Consider the following 21,417-nt stretch of genomic DNA (forward strand, 5'->3'; position numbering starts at 1 on the left):
AATCAGGGGAGTGGCGGCTTGGGTACCTTCACGTCGTGGGTGCGCACGCGCAAGGCGACCGCATCGACCGTCGCGATCACGCTCCTGGCCGGAGTTCCGTTGACGTTCGCGGTGCTGCATCAGGGCTTCCCGGTGACCGATGTCGATCTCGAGGCGCGAGAGGTCTGGGTCACCAACGGCAAGGAGCTGCTCGCCGGGCGTCTGAATCGTCAGATCGAAGAGCTCAATGCTGCGGTGAACACGGCGTCGAATGCGTTCGACGTGCTGCAAGACGGCGATGACGTCTTCCTGTATGACGAGAGTGTCGGCTCGATCGAGCGCATCGATCCGGCGTTCACGACGCTGGGCCAGGGCGTCGCTGCGCCTCCCGGGTCGGAGGTCGCTCATGGCGGCGAGACGCTCGCGATCCTCTCACCCAAGGGTGAGCTCTGGGTCACCGGTGCTGCGGGTGAGCTCCAGTTGAACCCGGCCGACACCAAGCCTGTTGCCCAGCTCGGCAAGGGCGGCCATGTCGCGGTTTCCAAAGATGGTGTCGTCTACGCGAGCTCGCCTGAGAAGGACCAGCTCGCGCGGGTGGAGTCGCCAGGCGCGGAACCCGAGCTGAACGACCTGCCCTCGATCACCGAGCACCAGTTGTCGGTGGTGGGTGACAAGCCGGTCGTGCTCGACACCGAGCAGAACCGACTCATCATCGACGGATCGACGCGCGAGTTGCCCGACAACGCGTTGAAGCTGCAGCAGGTGGGCGCCGAGAACGATTCGGTGCTCGTGGCCACCGGCGACGGCCTCATGCAGGTTCCGCTCGGCGGCGGCGACATCGAGATGATCTCCGCCGACATCGATACCCCGGTGACCTCGCCTGATGAGGTGTCGAGCCCGGTGTGGCTCGACGGGTGCGCGCACGGTGCTTGGGCCGCGTTCGGGCGGTACCTGAATGCGTGTGATGACGGTGAGCCGTCGGCGCAGACGATCGAGCAGTCGACGAAGGGCTCGCGCCTCGAGTTCCGAGTGAACCGCAACGTCATCGCCCTCAACAACCTCTCGAACGGCAACGTCTGGCTCGTCGACTCCAATCTTCGGTTGGTCGACAACTGGGACGAGGTCACCCCGCCCGACGAGACGGATGCCGAAGAGGGCGATGAGAAGGCCTCGCAGCAGACCTTCGAAGACACCCTCGCCGAGCGGAGCGAGACGAACCGGCCCCCGACCGCGCGGGATGACACCTTCGGTGTGCGCCCCGAGCGCACGACGCTCCTCGAGATCCTCGAGAACGACACGGACCCCGACGGGGATGTGCTGACCGTCACGAACGTGAGCGAGATCGCCGAAGAGTCGGGCCGACTCGAGGTCATCGACGGCGGCCGTGCACTGCAGTTCACTCCGGCCCCGGATGCCGCGGGCACGGTGTCGTTCCAGTACACCGCCGATGACGGGCGACTGGGCGTTGCGCAGGCTCATGTCGACGTGACGATCAAGCCCCCGCTCGAGAACACGGCACCCGTGGCGCTGCGCGAGGGCGCGATCAGCGTCGAGCAGGGCAAGTCGATGGGCTACAACGTGCTCAGCGACTGGCTCGACCCCGACGGCGACGACGTCTTCCTGGTGAGTGCGTCGCCGACGAGCGGCGACTCGGTGCGGTTCGCGCCCGACGGGTTCGTGACGTTCGAGCACAAGACGGGTGAGCTCGGCACGAAAGAGGTGCAGTACGTCGTCTCCGATGGAACGCTGACTTCGGCCGGCGTGCTCACCGTCGACGTGAAAGAGCCGGGTGCCTTGAACCCGGTCGGCACTCCCGACTTCGCCGAGGTCTTCGCCGGCGAGACCATTCTGGTCGAGCCGCTCGTCAACGACCTCAGCCCATCTGGCGAGCCCCTCGCGCTCCTCGGCGTCGAGAACACGTCCACTTCTGCGACGATCACGCCCAACACCGATCGCGGAGCGATCGCTTTCTCGTCCGACCAGGTCGGCACGCACATCTTCCTGTACAACCTGGGCGCCGGTGCGGCCACGAGCGTCGGGCTGATCCGGGTCGATGTCAAGGATCCGCCGGGGGAGTCGCCCCCACCGATCGCGGTGAAGGACACCGCGTACCTGCGACCTGGTGAACCGACGACGCTGCCCCTGTTGACCAATGACGTGTCCCCGAGCGGCCGCGTACTCGCGGTGCAGACCGTCGACACCGAGGCATCCGGTGACCTGCTCTCAGTCGAGGTGCTGAACAACACGGTCGCACGCATCACGGCGTCACAGGCCATCACCCAGCAGCTGCAGTTCGAATACACCGTCTCCGACGGCATCGCGACGTCGACGAGCACCGTCACTGTGGTGCCGGTGCCGCCGCTCGTCAAGCATCAGCCGCCGGTCGCGACGGATGACGCGGTGACGGTGCGTGCCGGCGACATCACGACGGTGCCGGTGCTCGAGAACGACTACCACCCCGACGCCGCCCCGCTCACCCTCGACAGCGCGCTCGTGGACGTGACCGGCGCCGGTGGACTCGTCTTCACGGCTGGCGACACCGTGCGGTATCAAGCGCCGAGTGAACCCGGGGTCTACACGGCCTCGTACAAGGTCTTCGACGACTACGAGCAATCGGCCACCGCCGTGGTGCGGTTCACCGTCGTCGGCCCCGACGCGAAGGGCAACCGCGCGCCGTTGCCGTTGCCGTTGACATCGCGCACGTTCGAAGGCACCGCGGTGAAGATCGATGTCCCCCTTGACGGCATCGATCCCGACGGCGATTCGGTGACGCTCGTGGGCATCACGACGCCGCCGTCGCTGGGCAAGATCGTCGACATCGGCAGCACGCACATCAGCTACGAGGCGTATGCCGGCTCTGCTGGCACGGAATCGTTCACGTACGAGGTCGCGGACACGGGCGGCAAGTCGGCCACCGGCACGATTCGCATCGGCGTGATCCCACGCCCCGTCGAGGCGTTGCCGCCGAACGCGGTCGATGACGTGGTCGAGTTGCGGCCAGGTCGCCGTGCGGCGATCGACGTGCTCGGCAACGACTCCGACCCGAGCGGCTACCCCATCAAGGTGCAGAAGAAGCTGCCCGAGGTGGGCGAGGGCCTCACGGCGAGCGTGAAGAACAACCGGGTGCTCGTCGAAGCGCCCGACGCCGAGGGCGGCAACTCGGTTCGCTACGAGATCACCAACGGACATGGCGGCGCCGACGGCGCGTTCATCCAGGTGCTCGTGACCGAAGACGCGAAGATCGAACCGCCCACGGCGCACGACCAGGTCGTTGAACCGAAGCAAGTCGCAGACAAGAACTCGGTGACGGTCGACCCGCTGAAGGACGCGCAGAACCCCGGCGGTCTCGTCGAAGATCTCGTGGTCACGGTCGAGGGGCCGAATTCCGAGAACGCCGAAGTCATGCCCGATGGCACGGTGAAGGTCAAGCCGACCTCGAAGCGTCAGGCGATCGCGTACCGCCTCACCAACGAGGTCGACGAGCTCTCGGCGATGGCGTTCGTGATCGTGCCGCCGAACGCCGATGCTGAAGCCGAGAAGGAAGAGGAAGAGACCTTCCCGCCGCCGTACCTTGCTGAGCTCGGACCGCAGATCGTGCGCATGAACGGCACCATCTCATGGAGCGTCGGCGACATCGTCATCGTGCCGTCGGGCAAGCCGGCACGTATCCTCTCGGCGACGGCGACGAACAGCAACGGCACCTCGCCGATGACGGATGCCTCGTCGTTGACGTACACGCCGGCGAAGGACTTCCGCGGCCAGTCGGCGGTGACGTTCGAAGTCACCGACGGTGAGAGCGCGAGCGATCCCAAGGGCCGCAAGGCGTTCCTCACGATTCCCGTGACGGTCGGCGATCCGAACTTCGAGGACGTGCCGCCGACATTCACGCCGCGCAGCATCAAGGTCGAGGCCGGTGAGGCGGCGCAGCAGGTCGATCTGCGCCAGTCGAGCGGTCACCCGAGCGACAAGGTGCTGCAGGAGCTCTCGTACAACGGGCTCAGCGGTCAGAACGCGGACTTCTCGGCCGGCATCAACGGCTCGATGTTGACGGTCAGTTCGCCGCTCGGTGTGCAGCCGGGCACGAAGACCACGCTGACCTTCACCGTGAACTACAAGGAGTTCTCTGTTCCGGGCTCGATCGACGTCGAGGTCGTGAGTTCTTCGCGTCCGAAGCCTGTCGCACGCGACGATGGTCCGATCGAGATGCTGCGCAGCCAGTCGGAGACGATCGATGTGCTCGCAAACGACGTGAACCCGTTCGCGGCCGAAGGGACGCCGCTGCGCGTCGTCGATGCGCAGATCGATCAGCAATCGGTCGGTAGCGCGGCGAGCGTGACCTTCACGTCGACGGGGATCACGGCGAAGACCGGGCCCGCGTTCACCGGTGAGCTGAGCATCGTCTATCGGGTGCAAGACGGCACGAAGGATCCGACGCGCGAGGTGCAGGGGCGCGTCACCGTGATCGTGCGCGCCGCGCCCGACGCACCGGCCGCGCCTGATGCCACAGCCGGGGATGCCTCGGCCGTCGTGAGCTGGAGGGCGCCGGCCACGAACAACTCACCTATCACGAAATATGTCGTGCAGTGGGCGGGCGGCAGCCAAGAGTTCGGAGCCAGTGCCGCTGGCGCGAACCACACCATCGATGGTTTGACCAACGGTCAGGCCTATACGTTCACCGTTACCGCACGGAATGCCATCGGCGACTCTGCAGCCTCGGCGCCCAGCCGCACTGTGACGCCGTACGGCACCCCGAGTGCACCCCGAAACGTCTCGATCTCGAAGAGTGGCGACGCGCCCGCCACATTGCGGATGGACTGGAACGCGCCGTCCGTCACCGGCGGCGGTGCGATCCACTACCAGTGGCGTCTGAATAATGGCAATTGGCAAACCACGAACAGCACCTCAGCCTCGACGGGGGGCGCCGGCGCCGGTACATGGACCGTCGACGTGAGAGCGGTCAACGAGGGCAGCGGCAAGCCCGGACCGATCAACAGTGCCTCCGTCGTCGTCAACGACCCGCCACCGCCGCAGCCCTCGGGCTCGCTGGGCAAGGGTCCGAGCATGGGGTGCCAGAGCGGCGGTAGCGGCTGCGCTGAGGTGCGCATCACCTGGAGCAACATGGATCCGGGCACTTATCGCGTCTACGCGACGATCAACGGCGGTGCCGTGGGTTACCAAGGCACCTTCGACGTCGGAGCGAGCGGCCGACTGCAGCTTCAGAACCACCTCGGCATCCGGCAAGCCGGCGAGACCATCGCGGTGCGATTCGAGAACGTGAGCGGTGGCACCTCGCGCACCCTCGGCGGTATCAGCGGAAGCCAGTGGAACAACATCGGTTTCGACACGTGGTGATCACGTGGAACGAACACAGCCTGCATACATCAGAGGAGCAAACATGTCAGTGACACAGGAACAGGCCGATTGGTTCTCGGACGCCTTCACCAAGCTCGTCGACAACGTCGACCAGGCGATCCTCGGCAAGCGCGAGGTCATCCGGCTCGTCGTCATGGCGCTGCTGAGCGATGGCCACGTGCTGCTCGAGGACGTGCCGGGCACCGGCAAGACGGTGCTCGCGAAGGCGCTCGCGAACACGCTCGACGGCTCGAACTCGCGCATCCAGTTCACGCCCGACCTGCTGCCCTCCGACGTCACCGGCGTCACGATCTACGACCAGGGCAAGGGCGTCTTCGAGTTCCACAAGGGCCCGATCTTCGCGTCGGTCGTGCTCGCCGACGAGATCAACCGCGCCAGCCCGAAGACGCAGTCGGCGCTGCTGGAGGTCATGGAAGAGGGCCGTGTCACCGTCGACGGCGTGAGTCATGACGTCGGCCGCCCGTTCATGGTCATCGCCACGCAGAACCCGGTCGAGCAGGCGGGCACCTACACGCTGCCCGAGGCGCAGCTCGACCGCTTCCTGATCAAGACCTCGCTCGGCTACCCCGACCACAACACCGCGGTCGCACTGCTCCTCGACTCGTCGAACCGCGCTCGTGCGTCGAAGATCTCGCCGATCATCGCGCCCGACTCGGTGTCGGCCATGGCCCAGCTCGCCTCCGAGGTGTACGTCGATGCATCCGTGCTCGCGTACCTGAACCACATCGTGACCGCGACCCGCAGCCACAAGGATTCGACGCTCGGCGTCAGCATGCGAGGTGCGCTCGCCCTCGCTCGTGCGGTGAAGACGTGGGCGCTGTCGCAGAGTCGCACCTACGTGACGCCCGACGACGTGCGTGAGCTCGCGGTGCCGGTGCTCGCGCACCGCATCATCGTGGACCCCGAGTCCGACTTCGCCGGCGTGACCGCCGAAGACATCGTGAGCCGCGTGCTGGTGGACATCGAGCCGCCGGCCTATCGCGCGGCATGAGTGGCACCACTCCCGCAGAACGCGTCGAACCAGCTCCGCGCGCGCCCTCGCAGTCGCTGATCGCGCTGCGAGGCCTGTGGCGTGCGCTCCTCGGCGGGCTCCGTAACATCGCGCGATTGGCCGGGCAGGCGCTCAGGCGACTCTTCGCGTTCGCGACGCCCGTCACGCGGGTGATCTCGCCGCTCGGCTGGATCGTCGTCTGCGGCGCGATCCTGGCGTTCGCGCTCAGTCGCATCTTCGGGTGGGTCGAGTTCGGCTATGTCGGCGCGACCCTCGCCGCAGCCCTGCTCGTCGCCGTCGCCTTCGTCTTCGGGCGCACCAACTTCGGCGTGCACATCGAGCTGAACCCGCACCGCGTCGTCGCTGGTGAACGAGCCCTCGGCCGCATGGTGGTGACGAACATCGCGGCGAAGGCGTCGATCCCATCGCGCATGGAATTGCCGGTGGGCGACGGCGTCGCCGAGTTCGTCATTCCGGTGCTCGCGCCGAAGGCCGAGCACGACGAGCTGTTCGCCGTGCCGACGCACCGGCGTGCCGTGATCGTCGCCGGCCCTGCGATCACCGTTCGCGGCGACCAGCTCGGGCTGCTGCGCCGCACCGTGCGCTGGACCGATCAGGTCGAGCTCTTCGTGCACCCCGTGACCGCCCGACTCGCCCCGAGTGCTTCGGGCCTCGTTCGCGACCTCGAGGGCGAGATCACGAAGACCATCACGAACGACGACATCTCCTTCCACGCCCTGCGGTCCTACGAGCCCGGGGACGCACTGCGCAACGTGCACTGGCGCACCTCGGCGCGCACCGGCCAGCTCATGGTGCGCCAGTTCGAGGAGACCCGCCGTTCGCAGCTCACGATCGTGCACTCGACCGATCGAACGGCGTACTCCTCTGACGACGAGTTCGAGCTCGCGATCTCGATCACCGCGTCGATCGGCGTGCAGGTCGTGCGCGACGGCACGAACATGAGCATCGTGAGCGAGCGGATGCCCCTCTCGACGGCGACGCCCGTGGCATTGCTCGATGACTCGTCGCGTCTCGAAGAGACCTCGGGCGACTACCAGAACCTTCGCGACTTCGCGCGGGACTCGACGAAGCGACTGCCCGCCCCGAGCGTCGTGATGATCGTCACCGGCTCGAAGGTGCCACTCGCCGACTTCCGCGCCGCCGAGAGCATCTTCGGCCTCGATACCCAGACGATCGGATTCCGTGCCGAGTTCGGGGCCCCTTCGCGCATCGCGAAGGTCTCGGGACTCACCGTGGTCACCATCGGTCAGATCGGCGACCTGCCGCGTGTTCTCCGGAGGGTTCGACCGTGAGTGTTCCAGAACCAGTGGCGCCCGCCGAGGCCGCCGCGCAGCCGTCGACCCGCCTCTTCCCGTCGCGGGCCTGGCTCGACGTCGTCATCCTGTCGATCCTCTCGCTGCTCGGCGTCATCGGTTACGAGACCTCGTTCGGCGACCACAACTTCCTGCTCGCAGGCGTCGGCGGACTCGTCGTCGGCACCGGGTTCGGTGTGCTCGGCTACGTGCTGCGACTCGGCGTCCTGACCAACGTGCTCGCCGCGATGCTCGGCTACTTCCTCTTCGGCAGCGTGCTCACCATGCCGGGCCAGTCACTGTTCGGATTCCTGCCGAGCCTCGAGACGCTCGCCGGACTCGCGCTCGGCGCGGTCTGGGGCTGGGCCGACATCGTCACGCTGCAGACGCCCGTCGAGGCGCCGTACTACATCCCGGTCGTGCCGTACTTCGCCACGTGGCTCGTCGCGCTCATCGGCACGATGCTCGCGAGCCGCTGGCTGGTGACCAAGCGCACGCCGTTGCGTGCGAGCGTCCTCCTCGTCGGCCCTGCCCTCCTCTTCCTTTCGGGAATTCTGCTCGGCACGGACGAGGCGTACTTCGCGGGCGTGCGAGGTGTCGCCTTCGCGGCGATCGCGCTCATCTGGCTCGGTTGGCGACGCCGCGCCGTCGCTTCTGCGAGCGATGACGGCGCCAGCAGGCTGCAGCGACGCAAGCTCATGGGTACGGGCATCCTGGTCACGGGCGCGGTTCTCGTCGGCGCTCTCGCCGGCACCGCGCTGGCGCCCACCCAACCCGATCGTTTCGTGCTGCGTGAAGAGATCACGCCGCCCTTCGATCCACTCGCGTTCCCGAGTCCGCTCGCCGGATTCCGCGCCTATACGAAGGACCTCGCCGATACGCCGATCTTCACGGCGACGGGTCTCGAACCGGGCGACGTGATCCGCCTCGCGAGCATGGACGCCTACGACGGCAAGCTCTGGAACGTCGCAGGTCCTGACGACATGGCATCGACCGACGGCGGGTTCTCCCTCGTGGGCGAGACGATCCCGTTGCCGAAGCTGATGCGGCCGGGCGCCGAGCGCACGGCCGAGATCGAGGTCAGCGCGTACGACGACGTGTGGCTGCCGGGCGTGGGGTATCCGACCCGGTTGGTCTTCGACGACCGCACGAGCTCGGATCGCGCCGGAGACCTCCGGTACAACCCGTCGACCGGCACTGCCGTGCTCACAAGCGGCGTCAGCGACGGCTATCGGTACACGATCGACGCGACGACGCAGAAGGGCATCGACGACGCCGACCTCGTCGACACGCCGGCCGCCCGGCTCGATCTCCCACCCGTCGAGAACACGCCCGATGTCGTCGTCGCCAAGGCACAGGAACTCGCCGGCACGGCGGAGACGCCGATCGAGCAGCTTCGCGCGATCGAGAAGGCGCTGAAGACCCAGGGCTTCCTCAGTCACGGTCTCGCCTCCGACTCGGTACCCTCGCGCGCCGGACATGGTGCCGACCGCATGATCGAGCTGTTCACGCGGAGCCAGATGATCGGCGACGAAGAGCAGTACGCCTCCGCCATGGCGCTCATGGCCAGGTACCTCGGCTACCCCTCGCGCGTCGTGATGGGCTTCGCCCCCGAGATCGGCGACGACGCGGAGTCGGTGGAGGTCGTCGGCGACGACGTGACCGCCTGGGTCGAGGTCGCCTTCGAGGGCGTCGGCTGGGTCTCCTTCCAGCCGACACCCGACGAGACCGACATCCCGCAGGACCAGACGCCGAAGCCGAAGTCCGAGCCGCAGCCCCAGGTGCGCCAGCCTCCGCGCAGCGACAACGAGGACGAAGACCTGCTGACCGCCGTCGAGATCGACGACAGCGATGACGAGAAGAAGGATCAGGGCTTCATCATTCCGGTGTGGGCCTGGATCACGGCCGGCGCGGTGGGCATTCCGCTGCTGCTCTTCTTCGGAACCATGTTCGTGATCGCGGCGATCAAGGCCCGGCGGCGCCGGCGCCGCCGCACCAAGGGTTCCGGCGATCGCCGTGTCGCCGGTGCGTGGGACGAGCTGACCGACGAGTTCGCCGAACTCGGCTTCGAGGTGCCTCGCGTCGGGAGCCGCCGACAGGTCGCCTCGTCGCTGGAAGACCAGCTCCGCGCGCAGGGTCTCGGCGACGTGCCCGCCCGGCACACGGACACCGGTCCGGTTCGCGTCGTGCGCGCCGACTCGCCGGCGAGCAGCATCCGCATCATGCCGCTGGCCGATGCCACCGATCGTGCGGTGTTCGGCGGACACGAGGTCGACGAGGCAGTGGTCGAGCAGACTTGGAGCGAGGTGATCGAATCGGTCGGACTCGTGCGCGCGGCATCCGGTCGACTGCGTCGCCTCTTCAGCCGTTTCCGCATCCGATCCAAGCGCGACTGGTCGAAGGTCGACATCTCCGGCTCCTCGACTGCGAAGGCGGGGGCCGCCGGCACGCAGTCGGCGCCGCCCAGCGCGCCGACCATGCCAGGGACGACGGAATCGGGAGGGCCGCTCGCGGCACCGGCAGCAGGGTGACGGTGCGCCTCGATGCGCCGTGTTGCTCGCTAGAGTGGTGTCGTGGCACACGAGGGGTTCATCGTTCCGCCTCCCGGGTTGATCCCCGACACGGTCGAGGCCGCGCCGCCGCGCGCGCGCGAAGTGCCGCCGGCGACATTCCCGGTCTTCTCGGCCGTGACCGGTCCTGCGGCTCCGCCTGCGCCGGTGGCGCCCGTCTCCGAGGCGACGGCGCACGGCCCGTGGGTGCTCACGCTCGCCGATGGTCAGCGGTTCCAGGTCGGCGGCTCGCTCGTGCTCGGCCGCGATCCGTCGGCGGTTCCCGCGCGCCCGCATGCCGCACTCGTGCCGGTCGTCGACCCTGCCAAGTCCGTCTCCAAGACGCACGCGGTCATCGATCTCGAGGGTGCAGAGCTCTCGGTCACCGACTTGCATTCGACCAACGGCGTGCTCGTGACCGGCCGGCAGAGCGGCGCACGCGATCTCGCGGCGGGCGAGCGGGTCGTGCTGCAACCGGGCGATCGCATCGAGTTGGGATCGTTCGTCGTGTCCGTCGAACGCTTGTGACGTGACGACGCGTTGGCCGCTCCTCCATTTCCGAGGTGTTAGCCTGAAGTGGTGCGCGCACGACGACGTCTTCTCCTTCGGTGCCGCGGCGGGGCTTCGTTCTGAGGCCTTCCCCGCCGCGGAGTCCGTCGTCGGCTGACCCCCGGAACTGAGGAAGACGAACGCATGAACGCAGCATCGACGAACACCGTCGAGACGATCGAACACCCGCGAACCCTGGCCGAGAAGGTCTGGAACGCCCATCTTGTGGCCGAGGGCGAAGACGGCACACCTGACCTCATCTACATCGACCTGCACCTCGTGCACGAGGTCACGAGCCCGCAGGCCTTCGACGGGCTGCGGCTCGCCGGCCGCCCGGTGCGCCGCCCCGATCTCACGATCGCGACCGAAGACCACAACACGCCGACGCTCGACATCGACAAGCCGATCGCCGACCTCACGAGCCGCACGCAGATCGAGACGCTGCGTCGCAATGCGGCCGAGTTCGGCATCCGCCTGCACTCGCTCGGCGACAAGGAGCAGGGCATCGTCCACGTGGTGGGCCCGCAGCTCGGGCTGACCCAGCCGGGCATCACGGTGGTCTGCGGCGACTCGCACACCTCGACGCACGGCGCGTTCGGCGCGATGGCGTTCGGCATCGGCACGAGCGAGGTCGAGCACGTGCTCGCCACGCAGACCCTGCCGCTGAAGGCGTTCAAGACGATGGCCATCAACGTCGAGGGTGCGTTGCGGCCCGGCGTCACCGCGAAGGACATCATCCTCGCGGTGATCGCGAAGATCGGCACCGGTGGCGGCCAGGGCTACGTGCTCGAGTACCGCGGCAGTGCGATTCGCGCGCTGTCGATGGACGGCCGCATGACGATCTGCAACATGTCGATCGAGGCAGGTGCTCGAGCGGGCATGGTGGCTCCGGATGCCACGACCTATGCGTATCTCAAGGGCCGCGCGCATGCGCCGGCCGGTGCCGACTGGGATGCCGCGGTCGAGTACTGGGAGACCCTCGCGACCGACGAGGGCGCGCAGTTCGACGCCGAGGTCTTCATCGACGCCGACACGCTCGAGCCGTTCGTCACCTGGGGCACGAACCCGGGTCAGGGCGTCTCGCTCTCCGAGACGGTGCCCGATCCGGCGACGATCGCCGACCAGCACGAGCGAGCCGCCGCCGAGCGCGCGCTCGAGTACATGGCGCTCGAACCGGGCACGCCCCTCAAAGACGTCAAGGTCGACGCCGTCTTCATGGGATCGTGCACCAACAGCCGCATCGAAGACCTTCGCGCGTTCGCCTCGATCGTCAAGGGCAAGCGGAAGGCCGACGGCGTGCGGGTCATGGTCGTGCCGGGCTCGGCTCGCGTGCGGCTCGAGGCCGAGGCCGAGGGCCTCGACAAGGTCTTCACCGACTTCGGCGCCGAGTGGCGTTTCGCCGGCTGCTCGATGTGTCTCGGCATGAACCCCGACCAGCTCGCGCCCGGCGAGCGGTGCGCCTCGACCTCCAACCGCAACTTCGAGGGCCGGCAGGGCAAGGGCGGTCGCACGCACCTCGTCTCGCCCCTCGTCGCCGCTGCCACCGCGATTCGCGGAACGCTCTCGAGTCCCTGGGATCTGCAGACCGAAGGAGAGGTGCACTGACCATGGAGAAGATCACCACCGTCACGGGCACCGCGGCGCCGCTGCGCCGGTCGAACGTCGACACCGACCAGATCATCCCCGCCGTGTTCCTGAAGCGCGTGACGAAGACCGGGTTCGACGACGCGCTGTTCTACGCTTGGCGCCAAGACCCCGAGTTCGTGCTGAACCGGCCCGAGTACCAGGGCGCGAAGGTGCTCATCGCCGGGCCCGACTTCGGCACCGGCTCGAGCCGTGAGCACGCTGTGTGGGCGCTGCGCGACTTCGGCTTCGACGTCGTGATCAGCTCGCGGTTCGGAGACATCTTCCGCGGCAACTCGGGCAAGCAGGGCCTCGTCGCAGCTCAGGTCGCGTACGAAGACGTCGAACGGCTCTGGGCGGTTGTCGAGGCCGAGCCGGGAATAGCGGTGACGGTCGATCTCGTTGAGCGAACTGTGACCGTAGGGTCGCTCAGAGTGCCGTTCGACATCGACGACTACACTCGGTGGAGGCTTCTCGAGGGACTCGACGACATCGGGCTCACCCTCAGAGACGAAGCCGCCATCACCGAGTTCGAGTCTCATCGAGAAGCGTGGCGGCCGACAACGCTCCCCATCCGGGAGCCGGCGGAATCAGGGAGTCTGTGAACACACTCGGGCAGGATGCCAAGAACCATGGAACGGCAGTCGGATTGAACGTCGACAAGATCACGATCAACGGCGGCAAGCCGCTCCGTGGCCGCATCGAGCTGAAGGGCGCGAAGAACCTCGTCACCAAGGCGATGGTCGCGGCCATCCTCGGCGACACCCCGAGCGTGCTGAAAGACGTGCCGAACATCAGTGACGTCCGCATCGTGCGCGGGCTGCTCGAGGTGCACGGCGTGAGCGTCACGCAGGGCATCGAGGGCGAGTTGATCCTCGACCCGTCGGCGGTCGAGACGGCGCACATGGCCGACATCGACGCGCATGCCGGTTCGAGCCGCATCCCGATCCTGTTCTGCGGGCCGTTGCTGCACCGCCTCGGCGAGGCGTTCATCCCCGACCTCGGCGGTTGCCGCATCGGCGATCGCCCCATCGACTACCACCTCGAGGTGCTGCGCAACTTCGGCGCCATCGTCGAGAAGCTGCCGAGCGGCATCCGCATGTCCGCACCCGGCGGGCTGCACGGCGCCAAGGTGTCGCTGCCCTACCCGAGCGTCGGCGCCACCGAGCAGGTGCTGCTGACCGCGGTGCTCGCCGACGGCATCACCGAGCTCTCGGGCGCGGCGATCGAGCCCGAGATCATGGATCTCATCAACATCCTGCAGAAGATGGGTGCGATCATCACGGTCGACACCGATCGGGTCATCCGCATCGAGGGTGTCGAGAAGCTCGACGGCTACACGCATCGTGCCCTCTTCGACCGCAACGAGGCCGCGAGCTGGGCTGCAGCGGCCCTCGCCACCGACGGCGACATCTTCGTCGGCGGTGCCCGCCAGGCCGAGATGCTCACGTTCCTGAACGTGTTCCGCAAGGTCGGCGGCGACTTCGAGATCCAGGAAGACGGCATCCGCTTCTTCCACCCGGGCGGAGAGCTTTCGCCGGTGATCATCGAGACCGACGTGCACCCCGGCTTCATGACCGACTGGCAGCAGCCGCTCGTGGTGGCCCTCGCGAAGGCCAAGGGCGTTTCGATCGTGCACGAGACGGTCTACGAGCAGCGCTTCGGATTCGTCGACGCGCTCGTCGAGATGGGTGCCTCGATCGAGGTGCACAAGGAATGCCTGGGTTCTGCGCCGTGCCGCTTCGGACAGCGCAACTTCAAGCACTCGGCCGTCATCTCCGGGCCGACGAAGCTCACGGGCGCCGACATCGAGGTGCCCGACCTGCGCGGCGGCTTCAGCCACCTCATCGCGGCGCTCACCGCCGAAGGCCGATCCACTGTCTCGAACGTCGGAATCATCGCGCGCGGCTACGAGGACTTCATCACGAAGCTCGAGCTGCTCGGGGCGGATTTCGAACTCGAAGGATAATGGGGGAGTGCCACACGACGACCCGTCTTCGAACTCCCCGGCGAGGGTACGTTCGGAGACCCGCCGCCCCTCGTTCTTCTGGCTCCTCGCCGCGATCGCCCTGCCACCGCTCGCCGTCGCGGCCCGCTTCCGGTTCCACCACCGCGAGCGGATGCAGCAGTCGGGCGCGTTCGTGCTCGCGCCCAACCACTTCAGCGAGATCGACCCACTCGTGATGGGTGCGGCGGCATGGAAGCTGGGCCGCGCGCCCCGGTTCCTCGCCAAGGCGTCGCTGTTCAAGAATCCGGTGCTCGGTTGGCTCCTGCGCACGTCGGGGCAGATCCCCGTCGAGCGGGCCGGCAGTCGCAGCCATGCAGCGCTCAGGGCGGCCGAAGAGCTCGTCGAGAAGGGCCGCATGGTCGTCGTCTACCCCGAGGGATCGCTGACCCGCGACCCCGATCTCTGGCCGATGCGGGGCAAGACCGGTGCCGTGCGCATCGCGCTCGAACGCGACATCCCGATCATTCCGGCGGCCCACTGGGGCACGCAGACCCTGATGCCCCGGTACGGCAAGAAGATCAGCGTGTTCCCGCGCAACACGATCGACGTGATCATCGGCGAACCGCTCGACCTCAGCGCGTATCGAGGCAAGCCGCTCGACCAGCGAACGCTCCTCGCCGCCACCGACGAGCTCATGGCCGCCATCGCCGAGTTGCTCGCCGAGTTGCGGGGCGAACCGGCTCCGGCCGCGCGCTGGAATCCGGCCGCACATGGCCAGAAGGAGACCGGTCGCCTTGAAGACTAGAACTCCGTCGCGAAAGGTCGCCGGCAAGCGCGTCGCCGTGCTCGGCGCCGGCAGCTGGGGCACCACGTTCGCGAAGATCCTCGCCGACGGCGGGGCCGATGTCGTGCTCTGGGCCCGGCGCCCGGAGCTCGCCCGTGAGATCCAAGAGGGCAAGCGCAACAGCGACTACCTGCCGGGCGTGAACCTGCCGCTCGGCCTCCGGGCCACGAGCCGCCTCGATCTCGCCCTTGCGGGTGCAGAGCAGGTCTACGTGTCGGTGCCGAGTCAGTCGCTGCGCGAGAACCTCGTCGCGATGGCTCCGCATCTGCACGCCGAAGCCACGGTCGTGTCGCTCATGAAGGGCGTCGAAAAGTCGACCGGCAAGCGCATGAGCGAGGTCATCGCCGAGGTGCTGCGCATCGACCCCGCGCAGATCGCGGTGATCTCGGGGCCGAACCTCGCGCTCGAGATCGCCAAAGAGCAGCCCACGGCCGCCGTCGTGTCGTCGACGAGCCTCGAGACGGCGCAGGCCGTGGCATCCGTCGCCCGCAACCGCTACTTCCGCTCGTTCGTGAACACCGACGTCATCGGCACCGAGTTCGGCGGCGTGCTGAAGAACCTCATCGCCGTCGCGATCGGCATCGTCGACGGCGTGGGCTACGGCGAGAACACGAAGGCCTCGATCATCACGCGCGGCCTCGTCGAGATGACCGACTTCGCGGTCGCCTACGGAGCGCACCCCGAGACCCTCGCCGGCCTCGCTGGGCTCGGCGACCTCATCGCGACGAGCCAGTCGCCGCTCTCGCGCAACAACACGGCCGGCCGGCTGCTCGGCCAGGGCTACCACCTGAACGACGTCGTCAATCAGATGCAGCAGACCACAGAGGGGCTCGCCTCGGTCGGGCCGGTCCTCGAACTGGCGCGAGCGATGGGCGTCGACATGCCCATCGTCGAACAGGTGCGGCAGGTGCTCGCGGGCACCCTCGACCCGAAGGACATCGCGCCGCACCTCACGACCGACGACGAGCCGCAGGGCGAAAGGACGATCGATGGACAAGCTCAGAGTGGTTCTGCTATTCGGAGGGCGTTCCAGCGAGCATTCGATCAGCTGCGCAACGGCGGGCGGAGTGCTGCGGGCGATCGACCGTAGTCGTTACGAGGTGATCCCCGTCGGGATCACCCGCGACGGGGCGCTCGTGCTCGAGTCCGACGACGCCGATCGCTTCGCCCTCGACCCGGCGCACCTGCCAGAGGTCGTCGACAACGGCAGTCGCGTGCGCTGGCCCGAGAGCGCGTCGTCACGCGAGCTGAGAGTGACGGATGCTTCTGGCGAACGTTCACTCGGCGACGTCGACGTCGTGTTCCCGATCCTGCACGGCAGGTTCGGCGAAGACGGCACCATTCAGGGGCTGCTCGAGCTGATCGGGCTGCCCTATGTCGGCAACGGGGTGCTCGCCTCGTCGATCGGCATGGACAAGCACTTCACGAAGACCGTGCTCGAGGGCGCGGGCATCGCCGTCGCGCCGTGGGTGACCCTCACTCGAGCGGGGCTCGAGGCGAACCGCGAACTGTGGGAACGGCGCACGAAGGCGCTCGGCCTGCCCGTGTTCGTGAAGCCGGCGCGCGCCGGCTCCTCGGTGGGCGTCACCAAGGTCGCCGACTGGTCGGAGCTCTACGCCGCGCTCGAGACCGCGTTCGCCGAAGACGGCACCGTGCTCGTCGAGGCCGCCGTGGTCGGCCGCGAGATCGAGTGCGGCGTGCTCGGTGGCGCCGAGACATCCGTTCGGGTGAGCGTCGCCGGCGAGGTCGTGGTCACCGGCCGGGAGTTCTACGATTTCGAGGCGAAGTACCTCGATGCGCCGGGTGTCGACCTCATCTGCCCGGCCGAGCTCGGCGATGGCGAGCTCTTCGAACTGCAGCGCATCGCCCAGCGCTCGTTCGAGGCGATCGGCGCCGAGGGGCTCGCCAGGGTCGATGTCTTCCTGACCGGCGAGGGCTTCGTCGTCAACGAGATCAACACGATGCCGGGCTTCACGCCGATCTCGATGTTCCCGACCTGCTGGGTGCAGTCGGGTCTCAGCTATCCCGACCTGATCGCCGAGCTGATCGATGCGGGGCACGCGCGCGGCAGCCGCTAGGCGACTCGACGAGTGGCTCTCGGCCGGCGGAGTCAGCCGGCGTTCTCGCCGATCGTGGTGCAGGCGCCATCGGCGGGGATGACCGAGACTGCGTCGGCGAGCTCGGTGATCACCGTCGTGCCCGACACCACGTCGTTGTCGACGAGCACTTCGACGGCCGGCGTGCGACCGTACGTGGTGAAGAGGTAGTCGGGCGCAGACGACTCGTCGATGACCCAGTCGACCCCGTTCACCGTGACGCAGCGGTCGGTCGTCGGGCCCGGTGCCTCGGCGCCGCACCGCAGCACGACGGAGGCCGGCGTGCCCCAGGCACCCGTGCCCTGGGCGTTGGTCTCGCGCTGGGCCTGCTCGGCCTCGGTGTCCTTCGCGAGGGCATCGGGCAGCCGCACGACGACGGCGGCGCACGCGGGATCGCTCGCAGCGTCGGCGGCCTCGACCGGAACCGCTTGGCTGCATGCGGCGAGCACGAGCACAGATACGGCGGTGACGGTCGAGGCGGCAAGGGCGCGGAGCGCCGGATTGGACCACGCGGGCATCGGTGACTCAGACATCCTGCTCAGGCTATCGCGAGCGGCTCGGCGCAAGCTTGCCGCGCAGATCGGTGCCCGACGCCATGTGTGCGCCATCTTCGTCGCGCGCGGGAGGTGCGCTCAGACGGCTTGAATGTAATGATTGCTTACCAATGCGTTGCGGTGCCGCCTCGTCCACCCACTGATCCGGCACCGCGGCCTCCCCGAGCGCGGTGATCGAGACAGCTCACCGTCGAGCAGTCGAGCAATGGAGCGCGAGTGAGCCGTCGAAGCGAGCGAGAGCAGAGCCGGAGACGGCGCCGTCGCACGAGCAGCGTCATCGCGGCGGCGGTCGCCATCGCGGCGCTCGTCGGCGGCGTCGGCGCCGTCGGCACCGCGTGGGCGACGGGCGGGCTCGACGCATGGATCGCCTCGGTGCCCGAGTGCATCGAGCCCGTCGAGCTCACGGTCGTGGCCGACCGGGCCATTGCATCGACCGTGCAGGCCGTCGCAGCCGAGTACGACGCGAGCGAGGCCGCCTGCTCGCGCACGGAGGTGCTCGCGCAGGAGTCCGCAGACACCGCGGCCGTGCTCGCCTCGGGCACTGCCTCCGATGTCGATGCCTGGATCCCGGACTCGCCGGTGTGGCTCGTGCGCATGTCGAGCATGGCGCGCTCGCTCGGCCGCCCGGTGCCCGACATCGCGCTCGAGCGCTCGGTCGCGACGAGCCCGGTCGTCTTCGCGGCCCCCGTCAGTCGCGCCGAGGAGTTCGCCGATCGTGACGTCAGCTGGAAGGCGCTCCTGACCGGCGAGTTCCCGGCGCTGCTGCCCGACCCCGAGGCGTCGTCGGCGAGCCTGAACGCCCTGCAGTCGCTCGAGAGCCGGGCCGACATCACCCAGCCGCGGCAGTTCCAGGACGCCATGTTCGCCCTGAACGGCGAGGTGCCGGCGACCGCCGACGCCGCGTTCGCCGCGCTCAGCGTCAGTGATCCCGGCACTGTCGCCATCGCGAGTGAACAGCAGATCGCGCTCCACAATCGCGAGGCGGGCGCAGAGCCGCTGCTCGCGCTCTATCCGGCCGACGGCAGTCTTGCGCTCAGCTATCCCTTCCTTCGGCTGCTCGATGAGACCGAGTTGGCGAAGCACCTGCCGGAGGCGGCTCGGCGGCGCGCGCAGAACGACGCCGAGGCGCTCGCGCTCGAACTCCGCGCGCGTGAGCTCGGAGCGTTGAAGATGGTGCTCTGGGAGGCGACGGAGCGATTCGCGGCCGACGGCTTCCGTGATGGAAGCGGTGGCGGCACGCTCGAGCAGGACGGCGTGATCGAGGCACCGATCGAGGTGAGTTCGGCCGCGGCATCCGCTCAGGTCGCGATCCTCCGCACGTGGGGCGTCGTGAGTGTGCGCTCCCGGATCCTCACCGTGATCGACCTTTCGGGGTCGATGGAGGAGCCCACCGTGTCGGGCCAGCGCCGCATCGACGTGCTCCAGCAGGCGGCAGGCGCCACCCTGGCGCAGTTCTCGGGCCAGGTCGACCTCGGCATCTGGGGCTTCTCGACGCTCCGCTCGGGGGCCGAGGACTGGGAGTCGCTCGCCCCGATCGACCGCCTCTCGAACGACGCACACAAGCAACTGCTGAACGAGGTGATCGCGTCGCTGCCATCCCGGCTCGGTGGCGCCACCGGTCTCTACGACACCACGCTCGCCGCGGTGCAGAGTGTGCGCGCCGGTTACGACCCCGAGAAGGCCAACTCCGTGCTGCTGCTCACCGACGGACGCAACGAAGACGAGCACGGCATCTCGGGTGAGCAACTGCTGGCCGAGCTCGCCGCATTGAACGACCCGGAGAAGCCCGTGCCGGTGGTACTCGTGGGCATCGGCCCCGACACCGACCTCGAGGCGATGCGCAGGATCGCCGAGGCGACCGGCGGAGCCGCCTATTCGGCAGCCCGCCCCGAAGACCTCAGCGCGGTGCTCACCGACGCCCTGTCGCAGCGCGCGTGCCGTCCCAACTGCTGAGGCCGCGCGGCACGCTAGCGTGAGAGGCATGCACGACCCCCAGCGAGCGGATGCCGCGGCCGACCATCGCACCATCGGAGAACTCGGCGAAGACGCCGTGCTGGCACGCATCCTGCCGCGGCTGCGGGCCGGTGATGCCGCGCTCCTCGGCGCCGGCGACGATGCCGCGGTCGTCGCGGCCGTCGATGGCCGGTTCGTGGTGACCACCGATCTGATGGTGCACGGGCCCGACTTCCGGCTGGCCTGGTCGAGCCCGTTCGAACTCGGCTGGAAGGCCGCGGCGACGAACCTCACGGATGTCGCGGCGATGGGCGCCCGACCCACCGCGTTGGTGGTCGCGATCGCCGCCCCGCCCTCGACCGATGCCTCGGTGCTCGAGGGCATCGCCAACGGCCTCCGCGAGGGGCTCGCCGCACTCGCGCCGGGTGCGGGCGTGGTGGGCGGCGACCTCTCTGCCTCTCCCGTGCTGACGATCGCGGTGACCGCGTTCGGTGACCTCGAGGGCCGTGCCCCGGTCACTCGCAGCGGCGCCCGCCCAGGCGACGTGCTCGCCCACGCCGGCGTACGAGGCGATGCCGCTCGAGGGCTCGCGCTGCTGTTCGGTGAGGCGAGAGACGCCGCAGGCGAGCCCGACGCCGCACTGGCCGAGGCGCTGCGGGCGCGGCATCCGCTGCTCATCGCGGCGCAGCTCGCACCCGAGCCGCCGGTCGCCGCCGGCGTCGCGGCCGCCGTGGCGGGTGCCACCGCCATGCTCGACGTCTCCGACGGCCTCGCCCGCGACGCCCGCCGCATCGCCCTCGCGAGCGGCGTCGGCCTCGACTTCTCGTCGGCGGCGCTCGGCCCCGACGTACGGCTCGCCCTCGCCGGCGCCGAAGACCACGGCCTGCTCGCGACGTTCCCGCCGGGAACGACGCTGCCTGCGCCCTTCGAGCGCATCGGCTCGGTCACGGATGCCGCGGGGGCGCTCCTGCTCGACGGCGATCCGATCGGCGCCGACGGGTGGGACCCCTATTCGGGCTGGGACGGCCGTACGGGCTGATCGGGCTCGGCGGGCTGTACCGTGGTCGCCCACCAGAGCGTGGTCTCGCCGTAGTCGCGCCGCCGTTCGGCCGCGATGCCGCTCGGCCACTGCGGCTCGGGGGAGCGGGAGCTGCGCTCGACCATCACGACGGCGTCGGCGGCGAGGAGCGGCGCGAGCAGCTCGAGGTCGCGGGCGAGCGCGCTCTCTGACAGATCGTACGGCGGATCGATGAACGCGATGTCGACGCCGGCCGGTGCGGTTTCGAGGTAGGCGGCCACCGCGCGCACGACCACACGGATGTGCGGCGCAGAGTGGCCTCGGGCGGCCTTCACGACGGCCGCCGCGTTGGCACGGCAGACCTCGGCCGCCGGCTTCGCACGCTCGACGAGCACGACATCGGTCGCGCCCCGGCTCGCCGCCTCGAGGCCGAGGGCACCCGACCCAGCGTACAGATCGAGCACTCGGGACCCCTCGAGGGCATCTCGCGCCTCGAGGGCAGAGAAGATCGCCTCGCGCACGCGGTCGCTCGTCGGCCGGGTGCCGGCGCGCGGCACGCGGAGGGTCAGGGAGCCGGCGAATCCGGAAATGATACGGGTCATGCTCAGGGCAGCATAACGTTCGGTG

Annotated in this window: 15 protein-coding genes; 13 read left to right on the plus strand and 2 right to left on the minus strand. The window is 68.6% G+C overall.

Annotated features, from left to right (window positions below):
* Nucleotides 1-18 precede the first annotated feature (18 nt).
* The 11 genes from H521_RS0104190 (at nucleotide 19) to H521_RS0104245 (ending at nucleotide 17,247) form a co-directional block, all read left to right on the plus strand.
* On the plus strand, nucleotides 19-5,331 hold the full coding sequence (locus H521_RS0104190; protein ID WP_022891779.1) for an Ig-like domain-containing protein: 5,313 nt from the start codon (nucleotides 19-21) through the stop codon (nucleotides 5,329-5,331).
* A 43-nt stretch (nucleotides 5,332-5,374) separates the two neighbouring features.
* Nucleotides 5,375-6,343: an AAA family ATPase gene (locus H521_RS0104195; RefSeq protein ID WP_022891780.1), complete on the plus strand. Its 969-nt coding sequence runs from the start codon at nucleotides 5,375-5,377 to the stop codon at nucleotides 6,341-6,343.
* Nucleotides 6,340-7,656: a DUF58 domain-containing protein gene (locus H521_RS21465; protein ID WP_022891781.1), complete on the plus strand. Its 1,317-nt coding sequence runs from the start codon at nucleotides 6,340-6,342 to the stop codon at nucleotides 7,654-7,656. Before H521_RS0104195 ends, H521_RS21465 begins: the two co-directional genes overlap by 4 nt.
* Complete coding sequence (locus H521_RS21470; RefSeq protein WP_156891276.1) at nucleotides 7,653-10,187, plus strand: transglutaminase TgpA family protein; 2,535 nt, start codon at nucleotides 7,653-7,655, stop codon at nucleotides 10,185-10,187. The genes H521_RS21465 and H521_RS21470 overlap by 4 nt, the downstream gene beginning before the upstream one ends.
* A 42-nt stretch (nucleotides 10,188-10,229) precedes the next feature.
* Nucleotides 10,230-10,733 (plus strand): FHA domain-containing protein, encoded by a 504-nt coding sequence (locus H521_RS21475; protein WP_022891783.1) that lies wholly within the window; start codon nucleotides 10,230-10,232, stop codon nucleotides 10,731-10,733.
* Between the two features lie 165 nt (nucleotides 10,734-10,898).
* On the plus strand, nucleotides 10,899-12,359 hold the full coding sequence (gene leuC / locus H521_RS0104220) for a 3-isopropylmalate dehydratase large subunit (RefSeq protein ID WP_022891785.1): 1,461 nt from the start codon (nucleotides 10,899-10,901) through the stop codon (nucleotides 12,357-12,359).
* Nucleotides 12,360-12,361: 2 nt separating this feature from the next.
* Complete coding sequence (gene leuD / locus H521_RS0104225) at nucleotides 12,362-12,982, plus strand: 3-isopropylmalate dehydratase small subunit (RefSeq protein ID WP_022891786.1); 621 nt, start codon at nucleotides 12,362-12,364, stop codon at nucleotides 12,980-12,982.
* Nucleotides 12,979-14,346 (plus strand): UDP-N-acetylglucosamine 1-carboxyvinyltransferase, encoded by a 1,368-nt coding sequence (murA, locus tag H521_RS0104230; RefSeq protein ID WP_026481893.1) that lies wholly within the window; start codon nucleotides 12,979-12,981, stop codon nucleotides 14,344-14,346. Before leuD ends, murA begins: the two co-directional genes overlap by 4 nt.
* A 7-nt stretch (nucleotides 14,347-14,353) precedes the next feature.
* Nucleotides 14,354-15,130: a lysophospholipid acyltransferase family protein gene (locus H521_RS0104235; protein WP_022891788.1), complete on the plus strand. Its 777-nt coding sequence runs from the start codon at nucleotides 14,354-14,356 to the stop codon at nucleotides 15,128-15,130.
* The gene (locus tag H521_RS0104240; RefSeq protein ID WP_051159178.1) at nucleotides 15,096-16,259 is read left to right on the plus strand and encodes an NAD(P)H-dependent glycerol-3-phosphate dehydrogenase; all 1,164 of its coding nucleotides are present in this window, start codon (nucleotides 15,096-15,098) and stop codon (nucleotides 16,257-16,259) included. The genes H521_RS0104235 and H521_RS0104240 overlap by 35 nt, the downstream gene beginning before the upstream one ends.
* Nucleotides 16,159-17,247, plus strand: a complete 1,089-nt coding sequence (locus H521_RS0104245; RefSeq protein ID WP_084511930.1) for a D-alanine--D-alanine ligase family protein — start codon at nucleotides 16,159-16,161, stop codon at nucleotides 17,245-17,247. Before H521_RS0104240 ends, H521_RS0104245 begins: the two co-directional genes overlap by 101 nt.
* Before the next feature lie 32 nt (nucleotides 17,248-17,279).
* Here H521_RS0104245 and H521_RS0104250 read toward each other — a convergent pair whose 3' ends face one another.
* Nucleotides 17,280-17,798 (minus strand): DUF3515 family protein, encoded by a 519-nt coding sequence (locus tag H521_RS0104250; RefSeq protein WP_245560934.1) that lies wholly within the window; start codon nucleotides 17,796-17,798, stop codon nucleotides 17,280-17,282.
* A gap of 237 nt (nucleotides 17,799-18,035) precedes the next feature.
* On the opposite strand from H521_RS0104250, the gene H521_RS0104255 reads away from it, so the two are divergent.
* Together H521_RS0104255 and thiL are read left to right on the plus strand one after the other, a co-directional pair.
* A complete protein-coding gene (locus H521_RS0104255) occupies nucleotides 18,036-19,772 on the plus strand; it encodes a VWA domain-containing protein (protein WP_022891792.1) in 1,737 nt (578 codons plus the stop codon).
* Between the two features lie 28 nt (nucleotides 19,773-19,800).
* Nucleotides 19,801-20,811 (plus strand): thiamine-phosphate kinase, encoded by a 1,011-nt coding sequence (gene thiL, locus H521_RS0104260; RefSeq protein ID WP_022891793.1) that lies wholly within the window; start codon nucleotides 19,801-19,803, stop codon nucleotides 20,809-20,811.
* Here thiL and H521_RS0104265 read toward each other — a convergent pair.
* Nucleotides 20,781-21,392, minus strand: coding sequence for an RsmD family RNA methyltransferase (locus H521_RS0104265; protein WP_026481896.1), 612 nt, complete (start codon nucleotides 21,390-21,392; stop codon nucleotides 20,781-20,783). The two genes, thiL and H521_RS0104265, sit on opposite strands and share 31 nt — an antisense overlap.
* Nucleotides 21,393-21,417: the final 25 nt, after the last annotated feature.

It is taken from the genome of Agromyces subbeticus DSM 16689 (assembly GCF_000421565.1).
Lineage (GTDB): Bacteria > Actinomycetota > Actinomycetes > Actinomycetales > Microbacteriaceae > Agromyces > Agromyces subbeticus.